General features: G+C 38.0%; 24 protein-coding genes and 1 tRNA gene. 11 read left to right on the forward strand and 14 right to left on the reverse strand.

Features of this window, described 5'->3' with window-relative positions; all coding sequences use genetic code 11:
- Positions 1–59: 59 nt before the first annotated feature.
- On the reverse strand, positions 60–2,864 hold the full coding sequence (locus tag BM207_RS00130) for a prolyl oligopeptidase family serine peptidase (RefSeq protein ID WP_218155006.1): 2,805 nt from the start codon (positions 2,862–2,864) through the stop codon (positions 60–62).
- 84 nt (positions 2,865–2,948) lie between these two features.
- Here BM207_RS00130 and argH point away from each other — a divergent pair, with 84 nt between their 5' ends.
- Positions 2,949–4,280, forward strand: coding sequence for an argininosuccinate lyase (gene argH / locus BM207_RS00135; protein ID WP_090991532.1), 1,332 nt, complete (start codon positions 2,949–2,951; stop codon positions 4,278–4,280).
- Between the two features lie 95 nt (positions 4,281–4,375).
- Positions 4,376–5,632: a pyridoxal phosphate-dependent aminotransferase gene (locus BM207_RS00140; protein ID WP_090991533.1), complete on the forward strand. Its 1,257-nt coding sequence runs from the start codon at positions 4,376–4,378 to the stop codon at positions 5,630–5,632.
- Here BM207_RS00140 and BM207_RS00145 read toward each other — a convergent pair.
- Both BM207_RS00145 and BM207_RS00150 read right to left on the reverse strand, forming a co-directional pair.
- The gene (locus BM207_RS00145; RefSeq protein WP_090991534.1) at positions 5,625–7,205 is read right to left on the reverse strand and encodes a peptide chain release factor 3; all 1,581 of its coding nucleotides are present in this window, start codon (positions 7,203–7,205) and stop codon (positions 5,625–5,627) included. The two genes, BM207_RS00140 and BM207_RS00145, sit on opposite strands and share 8 nt — an antisense overlap.
- An 85-nt stretch (positions 7,206–7,290) precedes the next feature.
- The gene (locus BM207_RS00150) at positions 7,291–8,571 is read right to left on the reverse strand and encodes a DUF6600 domain-containing protein (protein ID WP_245767990.1); all 1,281 of its coding nucleotides are present in this window, start codon (positions 8,569–8,571) and stop codon (positions 7,291–7,293) included.
- 414 nt (positions 8,572–8,985) lie between these two features.
- Here BM207_RS00150 and BM207_RS00155 point away from each other — a divergent pair, with 414 nt between their 5' ends.
- Positions 8,986–9,699 carry an SAM-dependent methyltransferase gene (locus BM207_RS00155; protein WP_090991536.1) on the forward strand — a complete coding sequence of 238 codons (714 nt, stop codon included), beginning with the start codon at positions 8,986–8,988 and terminating at the stop codon, positions 9,697–9,699.
- Positions 9,700–9,703: 4 nt separating this feature from the next.
- On the opposite strand, the gene nadD is transcribed toward BM207_RS00155, so the two are convergent.
- The 4 genes from nadD to BM207_RS00175 all read right to left on the reverse strand — a co-directional run bounded on the left by nadD (position 9,704) and on the right by BM207_RS00175 (position 12,536).
- A complete protein-coding gene (gene nadD / locus BM207_RS00160) occupies positions 9,704–10,276 on the reverse strand; it encodes a nicotinate (nicotinamide) nucleotide adenylyltransferase (protein ID WP_090991537.1) in 573 nt (190 codons plus the stop codon).
- 7 nt (positions 10,277–10,283) lie between these two features.
- Positions 10,284–10,853 (reverse strand): guanylate kinase, encoded by a 570-nt coding sequence (gene gmk, locus BM207_RS00165; protein ID WP_090991538.1) that lies wholly within the window; start codon positions 10,851–10,853, stop codon positions 10,284–10,286.
- A 20-nt stretch (positions 10,854–10,873) separates the two neighbouring features.
- Positions 10,874–11,737, reverse strand: a complete 864-nt coding sequence (locus BM207_RS00170; RefSeq protein ID WP_090991539.1) for a YicC/YloC family endoribonuclease — start codon at positions 11,735–11,737, stop codon at positions 10,874–10,876.
- A 61-nt stretch (positions 11,738–11,798) separates the two neighbouring features.
- On the reverse strand, positions 11,799–12,536 hold the full coding sequence (locus tag BM207_RS00175) for a lysophospholipid acyltransferase family protein (protein WP_090991540.1): 738 nt from the start codon (positions 12,534–12,536) through the stop codon (positions 11,799–11,801).
- Positions 12,537–12,608: 72 nt separating this feature from the next.
- On the opposite strand from BM207_RS00175, the gene BM207_RS00180 reads away from it, so the two are divergent.
- Complete coding sequence (locus BM207_RS00180; RefSeq protein WP_090991541.1) at positions 12,609–13,325, forward strand: hypothetical protein; 717 nt, start codon at positions 12,609–12,611, stop codon at positions 13,323–13,325.
- Positions 13,326–13,332: 7 nt separating this feature from the next.
- On the opposite strand, the gene rnc is transcribed toward BM207_RS00180, so the two are convergent.
- From rnc to BM207_RS00195, 3 genes are read right to left on the reverse strand one after another with little or no spacing between them, the layout of a single operon-like run.
- Complete coding sequence (rnc, locus tag BM207_RS00185) at positions 13,333–14,055, reverse strand: ribonuclease III (RefSeq protein ID WP_245767991.1); 723 nt, start codon at positions 14,053–14,055, stop codon at positions 13,333–13,335.
- A gap of 21 nt (positions 14,056–14,076) precedes the next feature.
- Complete coding sequence (gene fabF / locus BM207_RS00190) at positions 14,077–15,330, reverse strand: beta-ketoacyl-ACP synthase II (protein ID WP_090991543.1); 1,254 nt, start codon at positions 15,328–15,330, stop codon at positions 14,077–14,079.
- Positions 15,331–15,357: 27 nt separating this feature from the next.
- Positions 15,358–15,594, reverse strand: coding sequence for an acyl carrier protein (locus BM207_RS00195; protein WP_031266521.1), 237 nt, complete (start codon positions 15,592–15,594; stop codon positions 15,358–15,360).
- 233 nt (positions 15,595–15,827) lie between these two features.
- Between BM207_RS00195 and BM207_RS00200 the strand changes: the two genes are divergently transcribed.
- The 3 genes from BM207_RS00200 (at position 15,828) to BM207_RS00210 (ending at position 17,915) form a co-directional block, all read left to right on the forward strand.
- A complete protein-coding gene (locus tag BM207_RS00200; RefSeq protein WP_245767992.1) occupies positions 15,828–16,250 on the forward strand; it encodes an IPExxxVDY family protein in 423 nt (140 codons plus the stop codon).
- 139 nt (positions 16,251–16,389) lie between these two features.
- Positions 16,390–17,820 carry a pyruvate kinase gene (pyk, locus tag BM207_RS00205; protein ID WP_090991544.1) on the forward strand — a complete coding sequence of 477 codons (1,431 nt, stop codon included), beginning with the start codon at positions 16,390–16,392 and terminating at the stop codon, positions 17,818–17,820.
- Between the two features lie 7 nt (positions 17,821–17,827).
- Positions 17,828–17,915: transfer RNA gene (locus tag BM207_RS00210), tRNA-Ser, on the forward strand.
- A 349-nt stretch (positions 17,916–18,264) separates the two neighbouring features.
- Here the strand turns inward: BM207_RS00210 and BM207_RS00215 are convergent.
- Positions 18,265–18,492, reverse strand: coding sequence for a hypothetical protein (locus BM207_RS00215; RefSeq protein ID WP_090991545.1), 228 nt, complete (start codon positions 18,490–18,492; stop codon positions 18,265–18,267).
- Between the two features lie 74 nt (positions 18,493–18,566).
- On the opposite strand from BM207_RS00215, the gene BM207_RS00220 reads away from it, so the two are divergent.
- Entirely contained in the window at positions 18,567–19,334 is a 768-nt protein-coding gene (locus BM207_RS00220; RefSeq protein WP_090991546.1) for a carboxypeptidase-like regulatory domain-containing protein, read from the forward strand.
- Between the two features lie 33 nt (positions 19,335–19,367).
- Here the strand turns inward: BM207_RS00220 and BM207_RS00225 are convergent, their stop codons facing one another.
- Together BM207_RS00225 and BM207_RS00230 are read right to left on the reverse strand one after the other, a co-directional pair.
- Positions 19,368–19,994, reverse strand: coding sequence for a porin family protein (locus tag BM207_RS00225; RefSeq protein ID WP_090991547.1), 627 nt, complete (start codon positions 19,992–19,994; stop codon positions 19,368–19,370).
- A gap of 64 nt (positions 19,995–20,058) precedes the next feature.
- Positions 20,059–20,679, reverse strand: a complete 621-nt coding sequence (locus BM207_RS00230; RefSeq protein ID WP_090991548.1) for a porin family protein — start codon at positions 20,677–20,679, stop codon at positions 20,059–20,061.
- A gap of 300 nt (positions 20,680–20,979) precedes the next feature.
- On the opposite strand from BM207_RS00230, the gene BM207_RS00235 reads away from it, so the two are divergent.
- Positions 20,980–22,680 carry a glycoside hydrolase family 3 protein gene (locus tag BM207_RS00235; protein ID WP_090991549.1) on the forward strand — a complete coding sequence of 567 codons (1,701 nt, stop codon included), beginning with the start codon at positions 20,980–20,982 and terminating at the stop codon, positions 22,678–22,680.
- 48 nt (positions 22,681–22,728) lie between these two features.
- Here the strand turns inward: BM207_RS00235 and BM207_RS00240 are convergent, their stop codons facing one another.
- Positions 22,729–23,226 carry a thioredoxin family protein gene (locus BM207_RS00240; RefSeq protein ID WP_090991550.1) on the reverse strand — a complete coding sequence of 166 codons (498 nt, stop codon included), beginning with the start codon at positions 23,224–23,226 and terminating at the stop codon, positions 22,729–22,731.
- 138 nt (positions 23,227–23,364) lie between these two features.
- Between BM207_RS00240 and BM207_RS00245 the strand changes: the two genes are divergently transcribed.
- Entirely contained in the window at positions 23,365–23,919 is a 555-nt protein-coding gene (locus tag BM207_RS00245; protein ID WP_177217022.1) for an RNA polymerase sigma factor, read from the forward strand.
- A 48-nt stretch (positions 23,920–23,967) separates the two neighbouring features.
- A complete protein-coding gene (locus BM207_RS00250; protein ID WP_090991552.1) occupies positions 23,968–25,140 on the forward strand; it encodes a FecR family protein in 1,173 nt (390 codons plus the stop codon).

Genomic DNA, 25,140 nt, shown 5'->3' on the forward strand with positions numbered 1-25,140 from the left:
GTTTTTTAACTCGCTTTTTTCCATCGCAATGAGGTTGATAAGGAGTTTATTTACTTTTCTTAAAAAGCGCGCACTTCTAGATGTTTCTCCATATCCAAACGGTTAACACCCTTGCTCCACCATTCTGGGGCAGGCTTACCTTTTAACATATAGTCAAAATATTCCATCATCCTCACCGCATAATCTTTACGGTTTGGAGCTTTAGCAATTCCGTGATTTTCGCCACGATAAGTAATCATCACTACCGGTTTATTGAGCCTTCTTAAACCATTGTAATACTCAACTCCTTGTGTAAAATCAACCGCGCCATCCTTATCATTGTGTAATAATAACAGTGGCGTTTGCACTTTTTTAATGTGATAAATAGGGGAGTTCCGCGCAAAAGCATCCCAGTTATCCCAATACCCAGGGGTTAATCTACCCTGACTGGCTTCAAATATTGCTTGATTAGTACCGCCACTGTTCCAATAAATTAAACTATACATACTAATCATATTTGTTAAAGGCGCACCAGCAGCGGCCGCTTTAAATATATTAGTTTGAGTAATCAGGAATGAAGTTTGATAACCGCCCCATGAGTGGCCATGGATCGCTACATTCTTCTCATCAACTATACCGGTAGCAATCGCTGCTTTAACAGCAGGTACTACGCAGGCGACAGCAGACATGCCCGGATCATTTAATTTATATTTAATGTCTGGTTCTAAAACTGCATAACCGTTACTTAAATACATCGCCTTATTAAATCCACCACCTGGGAAGCTTGGCATTGAATAATTATTTAAACCATCTGTTAAGCGCTCGTAAATATAAGTTATCGTTGGATACGCTTTCCCAGCTACATAATTAGCCGGCAGGTATAGTGCTGCCTGTAAGCTATCACCATGTGCGCTTACATAATTGATCAATTTAACACCCGATGTCCAAGCATACTTAGCCTGGTCTGGTGTGTTCTTGTTAACCTGTTTTGGAGAAGCTAGATTAGCAGTAGTGCTAGCATAATAAGTGGGTGATTCCTGAGAATTACTTTTGGTGTAAACATATACCTGACCTTTTTCTGCTTTGGCGAAACTTCCATATGAATTATCGTCCATAAACAATATGTCAATTTTATTCTTTCCTGCAGGTAGCAATCCAATACCCGACTTTTTGTCTTTTACATTAAATACTCCAAAGTATTGGTCTTTGCTTAAATCCGTTCCTTTTTCATCTTGATAAATTCTATATCTTCCGGCAACTTCAGTTTTTTTGCTTTTCCAATTGTCTGATAAAGCAATCACAGTTTTTCCATCTGCAGCAATTTTCCATAAATCATAATTATCCATGATCAAGGCAAATTTCGAATCGGCAGACCAACCTAAATTTTGGGTTGATGGTTTAGTGATGTTATGGTCATCTAATTCATTAACGAAAGAAGACTTAATACTACCGGTTAGGTTCGCGGTTGTGCCTGTTTCTAAATTGATGCTATAGAACACACCATCAACATAATAGCTGGCCAATTTGCCGTTTGGAGCAATATTCAAACGCCCGCCATTACTAGCGTACATCTTTTCAAACAGACGCTTTTTTGCACCGGTTTTAAGATCAATCAGGTAAATGTCGGTATAGCTCTGACCATCCAGATTTCCCATCAACTCATAATTAGAATTGTCATAGCCAATGGCATATAATTGTTTGGGAGCCACCATAACCGAGCGCATATTGCTGTCTGCCAACTGCGTAAACTTTCGGTCTGCAACACGGTACGAGCTGGTATAGTTAAACATCTTGTCTCTCATTTCCTGAGTTTGCTGGGCAGACTGCAGACGTTTATCTTGCCAGTTCCAAATAATCATATCCGGTTTTTCAATATCTTCTTTCTTTGGTTCAACCTTAGTCTTATTGGTGGTATCCGTTTTCTTATCTTCTTTTTTGTTTAATTTATTAATGCCGAAGAATAGGGTAGTCTGATCATCCGACCAATATGGGCTGCCATTGGTGTTTAATCCCATCCCTTTTGGAAAATTGTCATCTTCCAGGCCGTTATAGATAACCTTATTGGTCAAGTCGCCATTAATCTTCCTAATGCCGATGATACTGAAGACTTCATCTTTATATTTTTCGTTTTTATTTGATTTTAATAAGGCGAAGGCAGTCCCATTTTCGTTCCAGTTTATACTTTTATATTTAGCTTTATCATTATCCAAAGCAGTGGTTATACCAGTTTTCATGTCACGCAAGAAAATTCCATTTCCATTCTGGCCGTTTGCATCTACGGTATAGGCTAACAGATCGCCACCTTTATTAAAGGCAAATTCAGTGACATTTCCTAAGTTAAAGCTCTTTTTGGTGCTTAAGTTATACAATAAAACATCTGTTCCCTTAGCAGCAGTGGGGTCTTTTGGGGCAGATTCTAGGGGCATAAACTGAATCGCAATCCATGAGGGAGAATCACCCGAGAAACTGAAACTCTTTACTCTTTCAAAAACCGTTTGCTTATTGTCAGCCAGAGCAACTAGCGTTAACTTATCATATAAAGGCTTGTTGGCTTTTCTGGCAGCTTTAGCTTCAACATCTTTTGCAGAAACTTTGAAAGCAGCATATTTCGAGTCTTTTGAGAACAAAAGAGGGCCTGCGCTTGCTCCAATTGCATAAGAATAGTTTAAAGTATCGAGGGTTTTTCGAATAGTCATTTTTAAATCACCTTCAGTTGGGCCACTGGCCCACGCCATCCATTGTCCATCTGGCGATAAGGAGTTCCCCCGATTGTAGTTCCATTTTGAAACATCTTTCCAGGTTAAGGCTGGTTTTTGTTGCGCAAAAGTATTGCTCACAAACGGCACAAGAAATGCCAATAAAACAAATTTTAAATTCTTCATCATAAAGGGTTTGGTTTTGCTAAATTAAGGTATCCTAAAGGATTTATTTGTATTTTTGCAGCGGAATTATAGAAAAAGAAGGTTGAAATGAAGATTTGGCAAAAAAATATTGAAGTCGACAAAGGAATAGAAGTATTTACGGTAGGTAGGGATAGAGAGTTGGACTTGCAAATGGCGGCTTTTGATGTGCTGGGCTCTTTGGCTCACGTAGAGATGTTGACCAGTATTAATTTGCTAAGTAAGGAAGAGTTAAGCCAGGTTCAAGCTGCATTAAAAGAAATATATAAGGAGATTTTACTGGGTAATTTCACGATAGATGATCGTGTGGAAGATGTGCATTCTCAGGTAGAATGGCTTTTAACCCAGCGCATTGGCGAAGCGGGGAAAAAGATCCATAGTGGACGTTCCAGAAATGACCAGGTTTTAGTAGACCTTAAACTCTATTTCCGGTCGTGCATTCAAGAAATGGTTGAAAATACGACCACTCTTTTTAATCAATTAATTACTTTAAGTAATACGCACAGCGATAAGTTATTGCCAGGCTATACCCACCTGCAAATTGCTATGCCCTCTTCCTTCGGACTTTGGTTTGGCGCTTATGCCGAAAGCTTAGTGGATGACATGGAATTGATGCTAGCGGCCTATAAAATTTGCAATAAAAATCCATTGGGCTCTGCCGCGGGTTATGGCTCCTCATTTCCGTTAAACCGAACTTTAACGACTGAATTATTAGGCTTTGATCAACTTAATTATAATGTTGTATATGCCCAAATGGGCAGGGGGAAAACCGAAAGAGTGTTGGGTCAGGCAATGTCGTCCATTGCGGCAACTTTGGCGAAGATGGCTATGGACATCTGTCTTTTCATCAATCAGAACTTCGGTTTCATCAGTTTTCCTGATGAGCTAACAACAGGTTCGAGTATCATGCCACATAAGAAAAATCCCGACGTGTTTGAGTTAATTCGTTCTCGTTGTAATAAAATTCAGGCTTTGCCAAATGAAATTGCGATGATGACTACCAATTTACCATCAGGCTATCATCGCGATTTACAACTGCTAAAGGAAAATCTTTTCCCGGCAATCACCTCCCTCAATGAGTGTTTAGAAATGTGCACTTTCATGCTGCAAAATATTACAGTAAAGGATCATATATTAGACGATAAAAAATATGATTACCTGTTTAGTGTAGATGTGGTAAATGAACTAGCTTTAAGGGGTACACCCTTTAGAGAAGCCTATAAAATTGTTGGAGAAACAATAGATAATGGAACATTCTCTCCAAATAAAACACTTAAACATACTCACGAAGGAAGTATTGGTAACTTATGTAATCCAGCAATTGAGAACATGATGTCTGCTATATTGGCGCAGTTTCAATTTCAAAAGATGAATGATGCCATTGAAAAATTAGTTAAGTAAAAATCGTCATTGCGAGGCACGAAGCAATCTAGTAAAGAGATTGCTTCGTGCCTCGCAATGACGAAAGTATATGATTTTAAAACCCAAAATATACTATGAACATATCTGTATTAGCAAACACTCTAATTGGTTCTGAGATAATTAAAATCGGGAACGAGGTTAATGAAATGAAGCGAAAAGGTGCTCAAATTGCCAACCTAACTATTGGCGACTTTGATTCTGCTATTTTTCCGATTCCTGAAGCGTTAGAAGAAGCAATTGTAACAGCTTACCGCGAAGGACATACGAATTACCCGCCAGCAGATGGTATTTTAGCATTGCGCGAAACCATTGTAGAGGTATTGGATGATCGCTACGAATTAGCTTATACGGTTGATGATATATTAGTTGCAGGCGGTTCCCGTCCTTTAATTTATGCTCTTTATTTAGCGTTGGTTGATCCGGGTGATAAGGTGTTGTATCCAGCGCCATCCTGGAACAATAATCACTATTGCCACCTTTCGTCAGCAAATGGTGTTACCATTGAAACTACGGTAGAAAATAATTTTATGCCCACTGCAGCTCAATTGAAGCCGCATTTAAAAGGAGCAACCCTATTGGCTCTATGCTCTCCTTTAAATCCAACAGGCACCATGTTCAGTAAACAGCAGCTGGAAGAAATCTGTGATATCGTAATTGAAGAAAACAAATCCCGCGCAGCAGATGAAAAGCCGCTTTATATCATGTACGATCAGATTTATTCACTCTTAACTTTTGGAAAAGAGCATGTAAATCCAGTTAGCTTACGCCCAGCATTAAAGGATTATGTAATTTATATCGATGGGATCTCTAAATGTTTATCCGCCACAGGCGTTCGGGTAGGTTGGGCATTTGGACCCGCCAATATTATCAGTAAAATGAAAGCTCTTTTGGGCCATATCGGTGCTTGGGCCCCTAAAGCAGAACAGGTTGCTGTAGCAGGGTATTTTAAAGATAAGGGGCTTGTAGACCAGTATTTAGCAGGTTTTAAAACACAGGTACAAGCAAGTCTGGACGAGCTTTATAATGGCTTTCAAAAGCTGAAAAGCGAAGGTTTTGCAGTTGATGCCGTGGTGCCTATGGGCGCAATTTATCTTACTTTAAAAATCGATTATATTGGTAAAACTACGCCGTCGGGCGAAGTGCTAAAGAACAGTGCAGATGTAAACTTTTATCTGATCAAAGAAGCGCAAACGGCAATTGTACCGTTTTCTGCTTTTGGAAACGAAGAAAGCATGCCTTGGTTTAGAGCTTCAATCGGAGGATGTTCCTTAGCAGATATTAAAAATATGATTCCACGAATTGCTGCTGCGCTCGGGAAATTATCTATTTAAACTCGCTCGTTTTATGGAACTCAATATCCGGATAGTCCCGCATGGTCATATTGATCATAAATTCGTTATCCGCTAAATAAACTGGATTGCCGTCTTTGTCTTCACCAATATGTTGTTGCTTGCGCTTTAAAAACTCTTCTAGCTTTTTAGGGTCTTTGGAGGTTACCCAATTTGAACGTGTATAGCTTAACATCCTAAAATGCGCCTTTGCTCCATATTCATGCTCAAGCCTAAACGCAATAACCTCAAATTGTAGATCCCCAACTGCACCAATTACTTTCCGGTTACCGGGTTGCATCACAAATAATTGTGCAACTCCCTCCTCGGTTAATTGTTGTAAGCCCTTTTCCAATTGCTTGGTTTTTAGCGGGTCTCTATTCTCCACCTCCTTAAAAATTTCTGGAGAAAAGCTGGGAATGCCTTTAAACTGGAGTTTTTCTCCTTCAGTTAACGTATCTCCAATCTTAAAAGTGCCACTATCATATAAACCAACTACATCTCCTGGCCAGGCCTCTTCCACAATACTCTTCTCATTGGCCATGAAATCCATCGGATTAGAAAATTTAATCTTCTTATTGTTTCTGGTATGAAAATAAAATTTATTACGCTCAAACTTGCCTGAACAAATTCTCAAAAAGGCAATCCTATCGCGGTGGTTGGGATCCAAGTTAGCGTGAATTTTAAACACAAAGCCGCTAAAGTTTTTTTCGGTCGCTAATACTTCTCTTTGCTCTGCGTCTCTACTTTTGGGACTTGGAGCTATATTAATGAAGGTATCCAATAATTCTTTAATCCCGAAGTTATTAATGGCGCTACCAAAAAATACAGGGGCGAGCAAACCTTCAAGATACATCTCTTTGTCGACCGCACCATAAACCCCCTCTACCAATTCTAAATCATCTTTAAGTGCATTTAATGCAGGTGCAGGCAAAAATTTACCTAGTTTTTCGTCAGCTAAGCTGCTTACTTCAATAACAGGAGTACTGATTTTTGTTTTATCGGGTTCAAATAGGTTTAAGTGCTTATTGTAAATACTATATACGCCCTTAAAAGTATGTCCCTGCCCAATTGGCCAGCTTAACGGACATAAACTAATATTTAATTTATTTTCAATTTCATCTAAAAGATCAAAGGCATCTTTACCCTCGCGATCCATTTTATTTACAAAAATAATTACGGGCGTATTTCTCATTCTGCAAACCGACATCAACTTTTCAGTTTGCTCCTCTACCCCCTTTACACAGTCGACCACCAAGATTACGCTGTCAACCGCAGATAATGTGCGGTAGGTATCTTCAGCGAAGTCTTTGTGACCTGGCGTATCTAAAATGTTAATGCGTTTCCCATTGTATTCAAATCCCATAACCGATGTTGCAACAGAAATACCACGCTGCTTCTCAATCTCCATAAAATCTGAGGTGCTGCTTTGGTTCGCTTTGTTCCGTTTCACGGCGCCGGCAGTATTAATTGCACCTCCAAAAAGTAAAAACTTTTCAGTTAAAGTTGTTTTTCCGGCATCGGGGTGGCTAATAATGGCAAATGTTTTTCTTTTTTCTATTTCAGGATAAACCATGGATTGGGGATAATTCGCAAAGATAAGGATATTTTAAACAAAAAAAGCCAGCTCTTCAGCTGACTTCTTTTGCTAGAATATTAATTTAGCCTCTTCCGCCTCTTCCACCACGACTTTCATTTCCTCTACTGCTTCGGGCTTCTCCGCCGCCACTACTTCTTTGTGGAGGTGGTGATGAACGTTCAACACGCTCAACACGTTGCGGTTGTGGGCGTTCTGCTCTTTCAACACGTTGCGGTTGAGGTCTGCTTTGTTGAACTCTTTCTGCCCTTTCCTGAGGTTGAGGACGCTCTACACGTTGCGGAGTTTCTCTGCTAGGCTCTACTCGTTGCTGCGGAATATCTCTGTTACGTTCCATTCTTTCCTGAGGTTGAGGTCTTTCCACTCGCTGAGGGGTTTCTCTGCCACGTTCTACTCTTTGCTGCGGAATATCTCTGCTACGTTCTGTTCTTTCCTGAGGTTGAGGTCTTTCTACGCGTTGTGATTGCGATGGAGTTCCTCGTTCAAAACTTCCATTTTGGTTTCCATCTCTGGAAGGACGGGTTGACATATTGCTGTTGTTATCCCTACTGACTACACCTCTGTTAATGCTACCTTGTACAGCATTTCTTGGAGCAGCATTTGCATTTGCCGAACCTCTTACTGGACGAGGGTTATAAATGTTAACGGTATTGTTGTCAATTCTACTTGCACCAGGTCTCGAACTTCTATTTACATTGTAGACAGTTACGTTCTGATTAGTAGCACGTCTTACCTCTTCAGCTCTTGGTCCGGTATAATAGGTTCTATTATTACGAACGTAGGTATTGTTGATAATTACAGTGTTTTGAATATAAATTCTATTTCTGTTACCATAATAACGCGGATAGCTGCTGTAATAAATATTGTTATAAGGAATAAAGTTCCAGCACATATCAGGGATCCTATATCCACCTCGGCCAATGTTAATGCCAATGCTGATGCTAGGTCCCAGTGGAGCCCAGCCATAGTATCCACCGCCGCTTCTCCAGCTTACCCATGCCGGTCCCCAAACTGTATCAGGAATCCAAACCCAGTGGTTGTATCGGTTGTAAACCCAACGGCCATAGTGAAACGGAGCCCAGCCCCAATCGTAATTGGAAACCCAGGTGTTACCATATTCGGTCATCGCCCATCGCCCATTTGAGTAGTAAGGCCTAAATTCATCTTGGTCTACATCTGGACGCCAAACGTAGCCATATTGTGGATCTTGGATCCATTGTCCGTATGGCGACAATTCATCATAAAATGATTGTAAGGATACATCCTCATTTTGAGCCATTACGTTCTGTGTGGTCCCGGTAACTAGGAGCAAGAGCCCTAGCAAAACTGCCGGTAATTTCATCATGGTTTTCATTTTGTGTGTGTTTTAAATTTATTAAATTAACCTAACGCTTTGTGTATATCAATTTGAACACCATTTTTTAAAATGGTTTAAACAATTATTGGTTATTCTTTGTTAATATTCTCTTAAAACGCATTTCTGGGTAATTAAGTGTTATAGTACTCTATTTTGGAGTGCTTATTAATGTGCAAAAAAGCAGTCATACGGAACTAAATTTGCTACATGTTAGTAGTTAGTATATAGTACTCAGTAGTTAGATATGACGTGGCACTTACCAGTATCAGAACAAAGAAGGCCAAACGAATCTGTGAAATCTCATCATTTGTGAAATCAAACGCCAAGCGTAACGCAATGTGCAAGAAGCAAAGCAAAACAATACCAATAAAACCGTACTTTTGTGTCATACCTATTTTTTTTATGCAAAGAGGCACCCTTTTTTTAGTCCCTGTACCATTGGCAGACAATGCTGGACGGAAATCTTTTACTCCATTTTTAGTTGACACCATCAACACCATCAAAACCTACATTGTTGAAAACGAAAAGACGGCGCGTAAATTTTTAAAGGAAGCAGGTCTTCAAGCACCTCAAAGTGATTTAGTTATTCATGATTTTGGAAAACATAAACGTGGCAATAGTCTGGTCCCTTATTTTAAGGAATTAATGTCGGGCGTAGACGTAGGCTTGATGAGTGAGGCAGGTTGCCCTGGAGTAGCCGACCCAGGCGCGGAAATTGTTGCCGAAGCGCATAAAAGAGGGATTAAAGTTGTGCCTTTAGTGGGGCCTAATTCAATGCTCCAAGCTTTAATGGCCTCGGGTTTTAGCGGACAAAGCTTTGCTTTTCATGGATATTTACCAATTGATAAAATTGAACGTGCAAAACGAATTAAAGAGCTGGAAGCACTATCGGGGAAAAATAGACAAACTCAACTGTTTATGGAAACGCCATTCCGAAATAATCACCTCTTGGAAGACGTTATAAAAAATTGTCACGGTAGCACGCAGCTTTGTATAGCCTGTAACATTAACGGAGAAGAAGAATTTATTAAAACAATGCCCATTGGGGCATGGAAAGGTGAGAAAATAGATTTGCATAAAAAACCGACCGTGTTCCTGCTTTTTAAACAAGGTTAACTTCTCAACTATATAATGCTTTGCTTTCTATAAATGCTAATACCGGATCTGGTACAAAGAACTGAATACTCTTTTTTTCTTTCAACGCCTTTCTGATAAAGGTAGCTGAAATTTCCATGAGCGGGGTGGTGGTAAAAACTATGGATGGATGCCCTTCCCACTCCTTTGTCACAATTCCTGGACGAGGATATACATATATCTGATAGTTTTTAAGTAAAACCTCATAGTTTTTCCACTTTTTAAGTGAAACCAGGTTGTCTGAACCCATGATCAATGCGAATTCCTTTTCGGGGTATTTTTCCTTTAAATAGGTTAGCGTATCTATGGTATAAGAAGGTTTAGGTAAATTTAATTCGATGTCACTTACTTTAATGTTCAACGTGTTTTCAGTAGCCAGTTTGGCCATTTCAAGTCGATCATATATGTTTCCTAAACTTGCTTTTTCCTTCAGTGGGTTTTGCGGGGAAACAACAAACCAAACCTCATCTAATGCGGTATGGTTTGCCATATAATTCGCAATAATTAAATGCCCAATGTGAATGGGATTAAATGAACCGAAGAAAAGACCAACTTTCAATTGTAATTTATTTATTCAAAAACTCCATAACTAGTACCTCGGCTTCTGCACAGGCAATTTCAAGATCGTAATTTTTCAAGACAACATCAAATTTATCAGCGTATGCTAATTCCTTTTCGGCTTTTTCAAAACGTTCTTGAAGCTTTTCCACGCTGTCGGTACCGCGGCCAGTTAAACGCTCTTTCAGTACTGCCAATGATGGAGGTTGGACGAAAATAGCCAAAGCATCTTCCTCATATTTACGTTTCAGTCGCAGCCCACCTTCTACGTCAATGTCAAAAATTACATGTTTACCCTCATTCCATATTCGTTGAATTTCTGAGCGTAAGGTGCCATAAAATGTTCCATTGTAAACTTCTTCAAATTCTACGAATTCTTGATGAGCAACTTTGTGTAAAAAGTCTTCTTTGCTAATAAAGTAGTAATCAGCATTATTTTGTTCGCTGCCTCTCAATTCTCTTGTAGTAGCTGATATGGAGAAACTGAGGTTAGGGAACTTCTGTAATAAGTGTTTAACGATAGTCGTTTTACCTGCTCCAGAGGGCGCTGAGAATATAATGAGTTTGCCTTGTTTCATTTTTTTGGGCTTAGAGCTTCTTATAATACGTTAAGTAGTTGTTCTTTAATTTTTTCTAATTCTTCTTTCATGCCCACTACCAATTGTTGTATTTGAGCATCGTTCGCTTTTGCACCCATCGTGTTAATTTCTCTGCCAATTTCTTGAGAAATGAAGCCGAGTTTTTTACCATTTGCATCTTTACTTTTTAAGGTCTCCACAAAGTAATCACAATGACTTCTCAAACGTGTTTTTTCTTCTGTAATGTCTAGTTTGTCAATATAATAGATCAGCTCCTGCTCTAAACGGTTTTGATCAATATTAATTTTTCCAACCGTTTCCTCTAAAAATTGCGCTAATTTAGCTTTGATTTGAGGAACACGCAAAGGCGCTAATTCATCAATACGCGCAAAGAAGCTCAGAATGTTTTGAATTCGAAGTTCTAAGTCTTTTCTTAAGACCGCACCTTCATCAGCTCTAAATTCGTTAAAATTAGCAAGAGCTTTCATAAATGTTTGGTGAAGAACCTCCCAATCATTCTCATTAACTTCTTCTTCTGTATAAGTAATTACTTCAGGAAAATTTAATGCGGTCTGCAATAAGTTCTGTGCATTTGCTCCTAATGTGGCATTAATTTCCTCTAGCTGTTTATAATATCTTGTCAGAAGCGTGGTATTGATAGTTGCCCCTTTTTGATTCTCATCGCTACGCTCAACGTTAATAGAAACATTTACTTTTCCTCGCTCTATCTCTTTGCTGCAGGTATTGCGCAAGAGCACTTCTTTATCAGAATAAGCGCGCGGAAGCTTAAGGCTTAATTCTAAAAACTTTGAGTTTAGAGATTTTATTTCTACTGCAATTTTTACATTGCCATGGTCTGTAGCAGCCAAGCCAAAGCCTGTCATCGATTTTATCATGTGCAAAGATATAAAAATTAGCTAATTAGCTAATTGATCAATTGGCTAATTAATAACCTTTCAACAAAACCTCTTCCATCATAGCATATATCTTTCGTTTCAATAGATCTACCTCTTCAATTCTATAGCCTGCTACCTCAACTGCTGGAAGAAAAACAGTGGTGATCAATCCAGGCCGCGCGCTTAGGGGCTCTACTCTCGATAATAATTTCCTGTTGTTTAAAATTACAAAAGGCTGTAATGGGGTTTGTGTTTCAATGGCGATTCTAAAAGCCCCATCATAAAAATCGCCCAATGGCTTTGCAGTTTTGTTCATCGTACCCTCGGGAAATAGCAAGATAGATTGGCCAGCATTAATTGCTGCTTTGAGGGTTAGTACAGATCGCTCTCTACTTTCTTTATTGCTTCGGTCTAACATGATGACCATCCGTTTATAGATCCAACCAAAAATAGGAATGCTAGCCATTTCAATTTTGCCTAAGGCACTAAACGACTGTGGTACGCTAATACAAACAGCAATCGCGTCTAAATAAGATCCATGGTTTCCAACGTAAATATGGGGTGTGGAACGGTTAACCAGTACCGCATTTTTTGTATTGACCCAATAGAATGAAAGCAAACTAAAACCCCATGCCCAACATCGTAAAAAGAATAGACCCAATCTTTTTCCCGTTAAGGGCTTGCATAAGGTTGTTACAGCTAAAACGAAGGGTAAGGCAATAAACATGAGGGCAATAAAAATCATCCCAGCATATAATAAATATAAAGCAGATAAAACTTTAGCCATTTATTAACGTTTTTTAACTACCTACATGAGTTAACATTCCTTAAGTTTACAAAATTATTATTTCATACCCTAATGAAGCAGCTTGGTTTATTTCTATTGGTACTTTTGGCGGCAGTCTACATCCCCTGTGCTAGGCTCCAAGCTCAAGATTTTAAGGTAAATGGTGTTGTGATGGAAAAGGAATCTAAATTTAGAATTGCTTTAGCTTCCATCAGCAATAAGAGAAATGGCTATAGTGTTGGAAGCAACGACTTAGGTTTGTTTACGATTACTGCGAGTATAGGTGATACTTTGCTCATTATCAAGAGGGGCTACAATGATCAGCAAATGGTGGTTAATTCGCCGAAAGATTTAATCATTTACTTAAATAGGGGGATCACCTTAAACGAGGTGGTCATAAATGGCGAAAGCAAAAAGCAGTCTTTGGATGCCATTAAACGAGATTTTAAAAATAAAGGGTCATTTTATGCGGGAAAGCCTTCTTTTCTTTCGTTTTTATTTACGCCAATCACAGCTATTTACGAACTGGTAGGAAGAACACCCAAAAATGCCCGGCGATTTAATAATTATTATATTACAGAAATGCAGCAGACACATATTGATGCGTTTTTCAATAAATCGATTATCTCTACCAATACAGGCTTAACGGGTAAGGAGCTCGATAACTTTATGATTAATTACCGTCCTGAATACGAGCAGTCTAAAAACTGGAATACGTATGATGGGTTAAAGTGGATTAAGGAATCGTATAAGAAATATGCAGACACCGCAGGGAAACCTGTTAAATAGTTGCTACTTAAATTGCCAGCGACTCACAAGCCTTTTCGGCAGCCAATTTCTCTGCGTTCTTTTTGTTATAGTCCCTTCCAATTCCCTGATTTTCGCCGTCTACAATCGCATGAATAGTAAAGAGCTTAGCGCTTTCTCCTTCGCCATTTTCTACCATGTCGAAAGAAATGTCCTTTCCATGTCTCTGGCACCATTCAATTAATTTGCTCTTGAAATTGGTTTCTGTCATTTCCAGAGTATGGATATCAATATAGGGTTTAACAATCCGTTTTAATAGAAAATTACGGGTAAAATTGTAACCTTTGTCGAGATAGATTGCGCCAATTAAGGCTTCAAACGCGTCACCTAGCATCGAGTGGTGCTTCGTTTGCACATTTACTGTTTTCTGGTCGAATACAATCAGTAGTTCGAAGCCCATTTTTCGGGCTAGTTGATTTAAGTTGGCCCGGTTAACAATTTTAGAGCGCATTTCCGTTAAAAACCCTTCCTCTTTATAAGGATAGCTTTTAAAAAGTAATTCAGCTATGACCGAACCTAAAATTGCGTCACCTAAAAATTCCAGCCGTTCATTGCTACTTCTGCTGCCATTTTTTAAGATCATTGCCGCAGAGCGATGCCGAAAAGCCATCCTATACAAAGTCACATTCCCAGGTATAAACCCTAAGATATTTTTAAGTTTTTTTACAAACTCTTTGTCGCTAGATAGGTAAAGCTTATATAAATTAAACAATGGCTTAGAGATAAACTTATGTTACTCCTCGTATTTTTTAAAAATAACAGAAGCATTATGTCCGCCGAAACCAAATGTATTGCTTTGGGCAGCACGGATAACGCGTTTTTGAGCTTTGTTAAATGTAAAGTTTAATTTAGGATCAAATTCTGGGTCATCGTTAAAATGATTTATTGTAGGAGGAACAATGTTATTTTTCACAGCTAGAATTGTTGCAATAGCTTCAATTGCGCCAGCAGCACCTAATAAGTGGCCAGTCATTGATTTGGTAGAACTGATGTTTAATTTGTAGGCATCTTCCCCAAACAAATCAACAATTGCTCTACTTTCGCTAACATCTCCAAGCGGAGTAGATGTACCGTGGACATTGATGTAATCAATATCGGCAGTAGTCATTTTAGCATCTCTCAATGCATTTGTCATGACCAATCGCGCACCTAATCCCTGCGGATGTGGAGCAGTAATGTGATTGGCATCAGCACTCATACCGCCACCTACAATTTCTGCGTAGATTTTGGCACCACGTGCTTTAGCATGCTCCAATTCTTCTAAAATAATTGTTCCTGCACCTTCGCCGGCTACAAATCCTTCGCGATCCCTATCGAATGGACGGGAGGCAGTTTTTGGATCATCATTTCTTGTTGAAAGTGCATGCATGGCGTTAAAACCGCCAATCCCCGCCTCGTTAATAATAGCTTCTGAACCACCGGTAATGATGATGTCGGCTATATCCAAACGAATATAGTTGAAAGCATCAATCATTGCATTAGTGGCCGATGCACATGCCGAGACAGTTGAAAAGTTTGGACCTCTCAAACCATATTTCATTGAAATGTGGCCAGGAGCAATATCGATAATTACTTTAGGGATAAAAAATGGGTTGATACGCGGAGTACCATCGCCTAAAAAGAAATTTTTCATTTCCTCTTGAAACGTTTTGAAACCGCCTATTCCTGATCCCCAGATTACACCTGCACGGTTGGTATCAATTTTTTCCCAGTCATAACCGCCGTCTGCTACAGCTTCCGCTGTTGAAACCAAGGCATATTGAACAAATGGATCTAGCTTGCGAGCTTCTTTTTTATCCAAGTGATCCTCGGGATTAAAGTTTTTTAGCTCACAGGCAAATTTCGTTTTGAACTTTTCAGTATCAAATCCTGTAATTGGCCCAGCGCCACTCACCCCATTAATCAATCCCTCCCAAAACTCTTGGGTTGTATTTCCAATTGGAGTGAGTGCCCCCAAACCTGTAACTACTACTCTTTTCAATTCCATTTATACGTATTGTACGGAAGCGTATTTTTACTTAACGTTTTTTTCTAAATAAGCAACTGCTTGACCAACTGTACCGATGGTTTCAGCCTGATCATCAGGGATTGCAACATTGAATTCTTTTTCAAATTCCATAATCAACTCTACAGTATCCAAAGAATCCGCACCTAAGTCATTCGTGAAAGACGCTTCTGGCGTAACTTCGCTTTCATCAACACCTAGTTTTTCTACGATAATAGCCTTAACTCTTGAAGCAATATCAGACATAATTTTATAATTTAATGGTTAAATAATTCTGTGCAAAGAAAAATAAATTCTAACACTTTTCAAATGTTTTTATTTCTCAATCAATTTTAATGTTTTTATTTCAAACTTAATGTAAAATTAGTTTTATAATTTTGTATTTCATCTTTTATTTTAAATTTTTAATTGTCAGATGGAGCTTGATGTGGTAAATAACGACTATTTATTAACCACAGTCGGTTCCAAATAAATATTCAGTGTTGAACAAAACTTATTTAAAACTTTCGTTAGACCTTGATTTTGTACTCATTGCAATTACTTCTTCTTTAAAGGATTACATGCTTTGCCACAAAATAAATAAGAACCTAGCGTTCGACTTCGAAAAAATCGATGATCATGAGATTTATTATAATATCGATGAAGATCCATTAGCATTCTCCCGATATCATTTTTTTGTGGAAGAAGGGGAAATGGATTACTATTTAGTGGGAAATCGCAACAGTGAAGGGTTTTTAGTCCCGGAAATGAACAAGGTTGATTTTTTTATGATCATTCAACAATTTATCGCTAAAGATGAATTAGATTTTATGTTAAGTGGGCTTAATAAACTTCCTGATATACAGGTAGCTGCGCAAATTAATCCTGCCAAACTAAAATCTAAGGAGAACTTGATTATGTAAATTTTATATTGTTCGTGTATTAAATACACTATATTTGAATCTTAATCAAACCAACAAAAGAATAAAATATCAGATAAAACAAGCTCCATTTTTAAAATAAGTCGTGCTTTTTCGTTTTATCCTAAAATAAAAAATATAAATGAAACCATTTCATTCAAGAACAAAAATCGTGGCTACTTTAGGCCCGGCATCGGCTAAACCAGAAGTTTTATATAGTATGTTTAATGCCGGTTTGGATGTTTGTCGGCTAAACTTTTCTCATGGCTCTCAAGCCGATCATCAGGAGGTTTTAGATACGATCAGAAGTATAAATAAAAAATACAAATACAATGTAGGCATTTTAGCCGATTTACAAGGTCCGAAAATTAGAATTGGCACTGTTAAAGATGGGGGCATTCATTTAGTTAACGGAAGCCGCACGGTCATTACTACCAAAGAGTGCGTTGGAAACGAGGAAAGAATTTATATCACTTATGAAAATTTCCCTCAAGACGTTAAAGCCGGAGAAGTTATCCTTTTGGATGATGGGAAGCTACAAATGAGAGTTATAGAAACTAATTACAAAGATGAGGTTATCTGTGAAATAGTTCACGGGGGTATTTTAACGTCTCGGAAAGGCGTAAACCTGCCTAACACCAAGGTTTCCATTCCCTCACTAACCGTAGAAGACCGCAAAAACCTTGAGTTTGTGCTTCAAAATGATGTGGAGTGGATTGGATTATCTTTTGTCCGGAATGCTGAAGATATTACAGAGCTAAAAGACATCATCAGAGAAAGAGGTAAATCTGCCAGAGTGGTTGCCAAGATCGAAAAGCCGGAAGCAATTGCAAATATTGACGAAATTATAGCTGTTTCTGATGCGATTATGGTAGCTCGTGGCGACCTGGGCGTTGAGATGCCAATGGAAGAAGTTCCACTATTGCAAAAGATGATTGTGAAGAAATGTCGCGCAGCCTCGAAACCTGTTATCATAGCTACCCAAATGCTGGAAAGTATGATCACAACTCCTCGTCCAACGCGTGCGGAGGTAAATGACGTGGCCAACTCGGTATTAGATGGAGCAGATGCAGTAATGTTAAGCGGAGAAACTTCAGTAGGCGAATTTCCACTGATCGTTATCGAAACAATGCAAAAAATTATTAGCAATATTGAAGATAATAGTTACCCTTTTCATCCAGAAAAGTTTTTGAAGCACAATTCTGAAAGCTTTTTAAGTGATGCCGTTTGCGATTCGGCTTGTTCATTGGCTATGCAAACCAATGCCGTAGGTATTGTATCAATGACTTTGAGTGGATACACCGCATTTGAAATTTCTGCGCATAGACCTAAAGCACCAATTTTTATCTTTACAAGTAATGAAACTTTGTTAAATACCTTAAGTTTAATTTGGGGAGTAAGAGGGTTTTATTACGACAAGTTTGAGAGTACAGATGATACAATTACGGAGGTTAATGATTTCTTAAAGAAGAAAAAATTAATAAAAAAAGGAGATGTGTTAATCAATACTGCTGCTATTCCAATGGAAATTAAGGGTAAAACGAACATGCTTAAAATTACCTTAATCGACTAGGTTAACCGGAGAGGTGTCCGAGTGGTCGAAGGAGCACGCCTGGAAAGTGTGTATGCCTCAAAAGGGTATCGAGGGTTCGAATCCCTCTCTCTCCGCTATCAAAATGCCACCCCTTAGGGTGGCATTTTTTGATTCATCTAGCTTAGCATTCTATCACGTCTTCTTGTCAAAATTTCCTATCCGAATCCTCCCTTTTTTAACCCCCATCGGTTCACATATGTAAGATAACTACATGAAGATTACATAACCGTTAACAGGGGATTAACTCCCTATGAAATCCTTGTTGAACCTCTAGAGAACGTTAACAGTTTAAAACACGGTATATAGTCTTCCCCATTGTCTAGTAACTCGAGGAGTTTCAGGATTTCGTAATCGTCTGAAAAATTTCGTAATCGTCTGAAAAATAATGATAACAACACGGAGACGCCAACTGAATCTTTATCGCTACTGTAAGGGCTGGTCTTTTTGTTGAACGTGATCAGCTAGGGCATATCCTTTTCTTCCTTCTTCTTTATTTTTCTTATCAATTATCAGCAGTACAATGAGCGAAATGATGGGGATGAGAAAAGAAATAAAAAACCAAAACCAAAAACTTCTGCCTTGGCTTGAAGCGAGTACACCAGCTACCAGTTGAGGGATAAGCATAAAACATAAAACAAGTAATTCAGGCATACTGCAAAGATATAACTTATGTTAATCTCTGTTAAAAATTTTATAGTCACGTAGTTAAAGTTTAAATTACTGGCATGTTTCTAATAAGAATCCCGGCGATATGCTTGCTGTTAAGCTGGCCGACTTTACTTCAGGCTCAAAATTTCAATGGGGTGGTAAAAGATGTGTTTAGCAGGGCGCCTATTGAGAACGCATTCATTATCACACCTGAAATTACCGTTTCTACAAACAGCAAAGGAGAATTTGTATTGAGTAACATGAAATTGGGGGATCGAATTGCCGTTAGAATTATGGGCTATGAAACTACTGAAGTTGTTATTTCTACCTTACCAGATACCCTTCAGATATATTTAAGACAAAGTGCTATAACGTTAGAGCAGGTAATGATCAAAACCAACAGAAATTATAAATTGGATTCGTTAAACATTAGAAAAGAATATGCCAATACTTTTGCTTACAAAGGACCTAGTTTTTCTGACGCGTTTATTCTGAGGGATCCGAGCTATAATTCCCCTTTTGGATTTAGTAATCCTCGGTCAACAGCTTCTCTTGTAAGTTTAAATATTTTACAGGTATTTAATTTTTTAGGAAAGAAAAATAAAGATCGCACCAAACTAAAGAAAGTGTTGTTGCGCGACGAAGAGTTAAACTATATTGATCATACTTTTTCGAGGGTGAAAGTTCAATCAATTACGGGTTTAGAAGGAGAGCAATTAACCAAATTCATAAGGCAATACCGTCCAAGTATTTTAAGCTTAAAGAAGATGACGGACTATGAACTTACCTTGTATATTAAAAAAAGCTATGAAGAATTCAGCAAAATAAAAACCCCCGTAAACTAATTTACGAGGGCCCTTTTAATACCAAGACGTTATTTAGAAACCATAACCCAGAGATAAAGCAAATCCGTTAAATCTTGCTTTATCTTGGTTAAGATTGTCCTTTGTAAAAGACTGAAAATCCATGTTGTACCTTGCATTCAAGTTTACCTTAGGTGAGATCTTATAACCCATTCCTACAATACCTCCTGCAACAGACGATCTAAAGTTATCTTTATCAGTAACGGTAGTGGTTAAGACATCATTTACATAGAGTTCGCTAGTCTGATTCGTTAAAAATGAAGCTTGCGCACCAAGCTGAATGCTAAATGCCGGTGAGGCATTAAATGATAGCATGACTGGAACTTCAATATATCCGGCCTTTAGCTTAATTTCCCCACTATTTCCTGAGTCAGAGCCTTCAACACGACCTCCTTTTTGTGAGTATAAAACCTCGGGCATGAATGACAATTTCTCGCTTAATGGGAGCTCCAGGAAAAAACCTGCCTGCCATCCCGGAACATATTTTGAGGTGTACTCAGTTCCAAGAAATTCATATTTCCCCATCATTGTCATATTCCCGCCAGCTTTAACGCCAAATTTGGCATCCATAGATTGTGCTTTCGCATTTAGGCCTATAAAAGATAATGTTAATCCCAGGCCAATTATAAATAGCTTTCTCATATTTCCTTTATTTTATAGTAAAGAACCGCCTCGTTACAGGCGGCCTCAGCTTCTTTATATTAGTTTAGAATTTAATTCCTAAACCAACTTGAAACACTTGATTTTTAAATTCTGGTGTCTGTGAACTTCCATTTTCATTGTTTTTTTGAAAATCCAGTGCATAACGACCATTTAAGCCTACTCTATTACTGAAGTCATATCTAAAACCAATCAAACCACCTACTAAACTCTTTTTGAAACGGTCTGAATCATCTTCGATAATTTTTTGTTCAACAGTACCAAAACCATTTTCAAACTTATTAGTTGTCGACATTAAGAATGAAACTTGAGGACCAGCAACCAGGTTAAGTCCACCACCCAATCTAATACTTGCTAAGATTGGAATATCAATAAAGTGGGTAGTTTGGGTAAACTCTCCAACTGCCGAACTAGATTTATAACCTTTGGTTGAATATAAAGCTTCGGGTGTAAAGGCGAGGTTTTCCAATAACTTAATATCTAATGTGATACCTGCATGATAACCTACCAAATAATCGGTTTTGAAATCATTGTCTCCATCATCCTTAATAATATTAGAGAAGTTGGCGCCGGCTTTAACACCAAATTTGATGGGTTTATCTGTTGATTGTGCATTAGCAATTCCTGTACTTAACAGGGCAATCGCTAGAATAAATATTCTTTTCATAATTTTCAAATTTAATAAAGCCAATTCCTTTAGTTTGGCTTTTTTTCTACAATAGATTTTCCTGTTATATCGAATAAATGTGCCAAGACAAACTTCCGTTCTTTAAAAATATAAATTTGGGAGGCTTTTAACTGAAAATGAAGCTTTTATTAGCGCCGAGTTAGCGAATGTAAAAATTAGGAGTAGTTTAAAGTGAGGAGCACAAAGTGTATCAAATTTAATACAACTTATGGCTAAACACAGATAAAATGCTAGAATTTGATTAATATTGAAGCTTGATTGGAATGAAAAAGCACACCTATGAAAAAAACACTTTTTACAATAAGTATTGGCCTATTAATCGCTTTAACGGCAAATGCACAACAACCGTCTTATATTCAAATGCTAGAACAACAACCTAAATGGGTTGACTCTGTGTTTAAGAAATTAAATAAAAAGCAAAAAATCGCACAGATGTTTTTTGTGGCCGCTTATACTAATAAGAGCAAAAGATTTACCGACTCGATTGGAAAAGTAATCAGAAGAGAAAAAATTGGCGGATTGGTTTTCTTCCAAGGTGGTCCTGTCCGACAAGCAATTTTAACTAATCAGTATCAAAAACGAGCAAGAGTGCCGCTTCTTATTGCCTCAGATGGCGAATGGGGCTTGGGCATGCGCTTGGATAGCACAATTTCTTATCCATATCAAATGGCATTGGGTGCGGTGCAGAATAAAGAGCTCATTTATAAAATGGGATTAGCAGTGGCCAAAGATTTTAAGCGGATTGGAATGCATATGAATTTAGCGCCCGATGTTGATGTAAACAACAATGCTAAAAACCCAGTTATAAACTATCGCTCTTTTGGAGAAAATAAGTATAATGTAACAGAGAAGGCAAGTGCTTATATGAAAGGCATGCAAGATGGTGGTTTGTTGGTAAGCATTAAACATTATCCCGGACATGGCGATACCGATGTAGATTCGCATTATGATTTACCTCAGCTTAAATTTACAAGGGAACGGTTAGACAGTTTGGAAATGTATCCTTTTAAAGAGCTAATTAAGCAGGGCGCCGCTGGCGTAATGATAGCGCACATGAATATTCCGGCATTAGATCCTACCCCAAATATGCCTTCCACTTTGTCGAAACCAATTGTAACAGGGATTTTAAAGGAACAGCAGAATTTTAAAGGCATCATAATTTCTGATGCAATGGGCATGAAAGGTGTCGTTAAGCACTTTAAAGATGGGGAAGCCGATGTGATGGGGATCATTGCTGGTAATGATGTTTTAGAGCTTTCGGAGAATAGTAAAAGAGCGGTGAAGATGGTTCGTCAGGCTATAAAAGATAAGCGACTAACAATGGAGAGAATTGATGAGAGTGTAAAGAAAATTTTAACCGCTAAATACTGGGCAGGACTAAATGTTAAACAGACAATTAATGAAGACAATGTTTGGGAAGATGTAAACCGGACCGAAAGTTATGCTTTATTACAACAATTGGCTGATGCCAGTATGACTTTGTTAAAAGGAAGAGATTTTATTCAAACATTAACACCGAATAAAAGAACTTTCATGATTGATATAGGTTTAACGGAAAGCAGTAAATTTCAGCGTGAACTAGCCACGGTTTATAAAAATTCAATTGCTTTTCAGCTAGGAAAAGCGGCTACTGCTGCAGACATTGCCAAAGTATTATCACAAATCACACCCGACGACCAAGTGGTAATTGCCATTCATGATACACGCACCCGCCCAGGTAACAACATACCATTGAGTGCTGATTTGAAGGTAATGATCACAAATATGGCTACGAAGGACGCTGCATTCGTACTGTTTGCCAATCCTTACAACTTGGCTTCTATGCCTGGGATAGAAAACGCAAAAGCCTTGCTAGTTGCCTACCAAAAGGAAGAATTTATGCAAAAATCCGCTGCTTCGGTGTTAAAAAAGGAATTGATCCCCACTGGGAAATTACCGATAACGGCAAACCAATTCTTTAAATACGGAGCAGGCTTGTAATTTCACCCTACACTTTGACAATCTCTAAAGATTGTCAAAGTGGTCAAACTAGTATTTATTATGCTCTGGCTGCAAAGCCGCGTAATTCCAGTTTTTTAGGAATTCAGTAATCTTTTTAACACTGTGACCATTGCCTTCTTCTAAGTATGCGGAGTTTTGGGTGTGGATTAATTTGCCATCTCCATCCAATACTAAAAACACAGGAAATCCAAAACGACCGGGATAATTCAATTTTTTTAAAACGGCTTCATTTTTATTTTCGGGACTGTAGTTTACTAGCACGGTCTCATAATTATCATGTAAGAGTTTTTTAAGCTCTGGCGTGGCATCTACAAGGTCATGAAAACGAATACACCATACGCACCAGTTGCCGCCAACTTGAATAAAAACGTGCTTCTTTTCTTTTTTTGCTTTCGCAACAGCAGCGTCGATATCACTTTGTGCGTTCGCTTTTGGGTTATAAATGTTAACTGCTGGTTTTGTTGCGGTTTGTGCAAAACTGGCGATGCTTAACGAAAATAGTAGTAGGATTAATGTCGTTTTCATAAAGTAAAAATAAAAAAGAACTAGTTTACAATAGACAAGTAAATATCGTAAAAATTAATACAAAAGTAGTTTAACACGGAGGCTTATTTTTATGATTTATCACTTTATATAGCTATAATTGCTTTTACGTACATGCCAATGTCAGTTTCTATTTCAAATAAAGCTACTTTTGATCGTGTATTTTTAGAATACCATAAGCCTCTTTGTCTTTTTTCAATGAGATATCTAAAATCTATAGAGGATTCGGAGGAAGTTGTACAATCTGTTTTTTTAAAGCTTTATGAAAAGGACGTCAAACTCTCTAGTGATGATGAAATGCGCCTCTTTTTGTATAAATCGGTTTACAATGCCTGTTTAAATTTTTTGAGGGCGAAAGTTAGAAAGGAAACAAGAGATAAAGCGTATTTTTCGGCATTGCCACTCAAAGCACCCCCTCCTCTGTATGATATTCTGCAGGCTGAACTAGTATCGATTCTTCAAAAAGAGTTAGCATATTTACCTAAAATACAGGCAGATGTTATTAGGATGTGTTATTTTGAGGAGTTATCTAATGAGGAGGTTGCCAAGGTATTGAAGTTATCACTGCAAACCGTAAAAAATTACAAAAACCTAGGATTAAAAAAAATAAGGAACAAATTTCCCAAAGGTTCTCAGTTATATGGCGTAGTAAGTATATTATTAAATTTAATTTAATTAGGTACTTTTTTTATTCGGTGGTGTTATCGTAATAAAACACCTACAATGTCTCTAACTCAACAGAATTTAAATCATATCATTCAATTATTTGAAAAGCTACAAAATCTATCTATCTCAAAAGACGAATATGATGAGTTAAAACGGTGGTCATTGTTATCGGAAGAAAACAAACAAATTTGGGTTAATTTTCATGACGAAGAGCTTATAGCAAACGACCGCATCAAGTGGGAATTGTTTGATAGTGAACTTGCCTTAAGCAATATAAAACGAACCGCTAAAAGAAGATTATTCTATAGATATGCTGCTGCAGCGGCCATGCTATTTATGGTGTTTTCATTCTCTTTTTATTTTATGACTAGGTATAGCCGCACAGCGACGGAAGAAAATGTCGTTGCCGTTAATGATATATTACCCAATGATAACAATGCAGTTTTAAGATTTTCTGATGATGAAACCATTGTGCTGGATAAGAAACAAAATGGAATACAAATCGCAAAAAATAGTATTTCTTATCAAAACGGTAATTTACTTAAACAAGTAGCGCATCAAAAAGCACCTAGACAAGTTAGCTTAAGTGTGCCAAGAGGCAGCAAGTATGAAATTACGCTTGACGACGGCACAAAGATCTGGGTGAATGCTGAAACGGAATTAAGGTTCCCAGAGACCTTCAGGGGCTCCAAAACTAGGGAGGTAACGTTATCAGGCGAAGCCTATTTTGAAGTAGCCCATGATGCTACAAAGCCTTTTCGTGTAAAAATGTCAAATGAATTGATAGAAGTTCTAGGTACTTCTTTCAATCTTTCAAATTACCAATCAGATGATTTTACCAAGGCAACCTTACTTACAGGTAAAATTGCTTTAACACTAAATCAATCCTTAGCTAGCAGTAAAACCATTCTTTTGCCCGGCCAGCAAGCTTTATATCACAAGGAGCAGCAGAAGCTGGACATCTTGAACGTAGATGGTAAAAAGGAGTTAGCCTGGAAGAATGGAGATTTTGTATTTGAAAATGAACACATTTTAACCATCATGAAACAGGTAGAAAGATGGTATGATATCGAAGTTATTTATAAGGGAGACTTTAAACAAAGCTATTTTTCTGGAATTGTTTCCAGGTCACAGTCTTTATCGGCTGTTTTAGAGATGTTAGCTACTACCGAAAAACTCAAATTTAAAATTGATAAAGGAAGAAGGGAGGTGATCTTGAGCGCGAACTAA

The organism is Pedobacter insulae (genome assembly GCF_900113525.1).
GTDB lineage: Bacteria > Bacteroidota > Bacteroidia > Sphingobacteriales > Sphingobacteriaceae > Pedobacter > Pedobacter insulae.

What these genes read in the sequence shown, in the direction of transcription:
- BM207_RS00130 (WP_218155006.1), bottom strand. Translation starts at nt 2,864, where the DNA reads ATGATGAAGAATTTAAAATTTGTTTTATTGGCATTTCTTGTGCCGTTT.
- argH (WP_090991532.1), top strand. Translation starts at nt 2,949, where the DNA reads ATGAAGATTTGGCAAAAAAATATTGAAGTCGACAAAGGAATAGAAGTA.
- BM207_RS00140 (WP_090991533.1), top strand. Translation starts at nt 4,376, where the DNA reads ATGAACATATCTGTATTAGCAAACACTCTAATTGGTTCTGAGATAATT.
- BM207_RS00145 (WP_090991534.1), bottom strand. Translation starts at nt 7,205, where the DNA reads ATGGTTTATCCTGAAATAGAAAAAAGAAAAACATTTGCCATTATTAGC.
- BM207_RS00150 (WP_245767990.1), bottom strand. Translation starts at nt 8,571, where the DNA reads ATGATGAAATTACCGGCAGTTTTGCTAGGGCTCTTGCTCCTAGTTACC.
- BM207_RS00155 (WP_090991536.1), top strand. Translation starts at nt 8,986, where the DNA reads ATGCAAAGAGGCACCCTTTTTTTAGTCCCTGTACCATTGGCAGACAAT.
- gmk (WP_090991538.1), bottom strand. Translation starts at nt 10,853, where the DNA reads ATGAAACAAGGCAAACTCATTATATTCTCAGCGCCCTCTGGAGCAGGT.
- BM207_RS00170 (WP_090991539.1), bottom strand. Translation starts at nt 11,737, where the DNA reads ATGACAGGCTTTGGCTTGGCTGCTACAGACCATGGCAATGTAAAAATT.
- BM207_RS00175 (WP_090991540.1), bottom strand. Translation starts at nt 12,536, where the DNA reads ATGGCTAAAGTTTTATCTGCTTTATATTTATTATATGCTGGGATGATT.
- BM207_RS00180 (WP_090991541.1), top strand. Translation starts at nt 12,609, where the DNA reads ATGAAGCAGCTTGGTTTATTTCTATTGGTACTTTTGGCGGCAGTCTAC.
- fabF (WP_090991543.1), bottom strand. Translation starts at nt 15,330, where the DNA reads ATGGAATTGAAAAGAGTAGTAGTTACAGGTTTGGGGGCACTCACTCCA.
- BM207_RS00195 (WP_031266521.1), bottom strand. Translation starts at nt 15,594, where the DNA reads ATGTCTGATATTGCTTCAAGAGTTAAGGCTATTATCGTAGAAAAACTA.
- pyk (WP_090991544.1), top strand. Translation starts at nt 16,390, where the DNA reads ATGAAACCATTTCATTCAAGAACAAAAATCGTGGCTACTTTAGGCCCG.
- BM207_RS00215 (WP_090991545.1), bottom strand. Translation starts at nt 18,492, where the DNA reads ATGCCTGAATTACTTGTTTTATGTTTTATGCTTATCCCTCAACTGGTA.
- BM207_RS00220 (WP_090991546.1), top strand. Translation starts at nt 18,567, where the DNA reads ATGTTTCTAATAAGAATCCCGGCGATATGCTTGCTGTTAAGCTGGCCG.
- BM207_RS00225 (WP_090991547.1), bottom strand. Translation starts at nt 19,994, where the DNA reads ATGAGAAAGCTATTTATAATTGGCCTGGGATTAACATTATCTTTTATA.
- BM207_RS00230 (WP_090991548.1), bottom strand. Translation starts at nt 20,679, where the DNA reads ATGAAAAGAATATTTATTCTAGCGATTGCCCTGTTAAGTACAGGAATT.
- BM207_RS00235 (WP_090991549.1), top strand. Translation starts at nt 20,980, where the DNA reads ATGAAAAAAACACTTTTTACAATAAGTATTGGCCTATTAATCGCTTTA.
- BM207_RS00240 (WP_090991550.1), bottom strand. Translation starts at nt 23,226, where the DNA reads ATGAAAACGACATTAATCCTACTACTATTTTCGTTAAGCATCGCCAGT.
- BM207_RS00245 (WP_177217022.1), top strand. Translation starts at nt 23,365, where the DNA reads ATGTCAGTTTCTATTTCAAATAAAGCTACTTTTGATCGTGTATTTTTA.
- BM207_RS00250 (WP_090991552.1), top strand. Translation starts at nt 23,968, where the DNA reads ATGTCTCTAACTCAACAGAATTTAAATCATATCATTCAATTATTTGAA.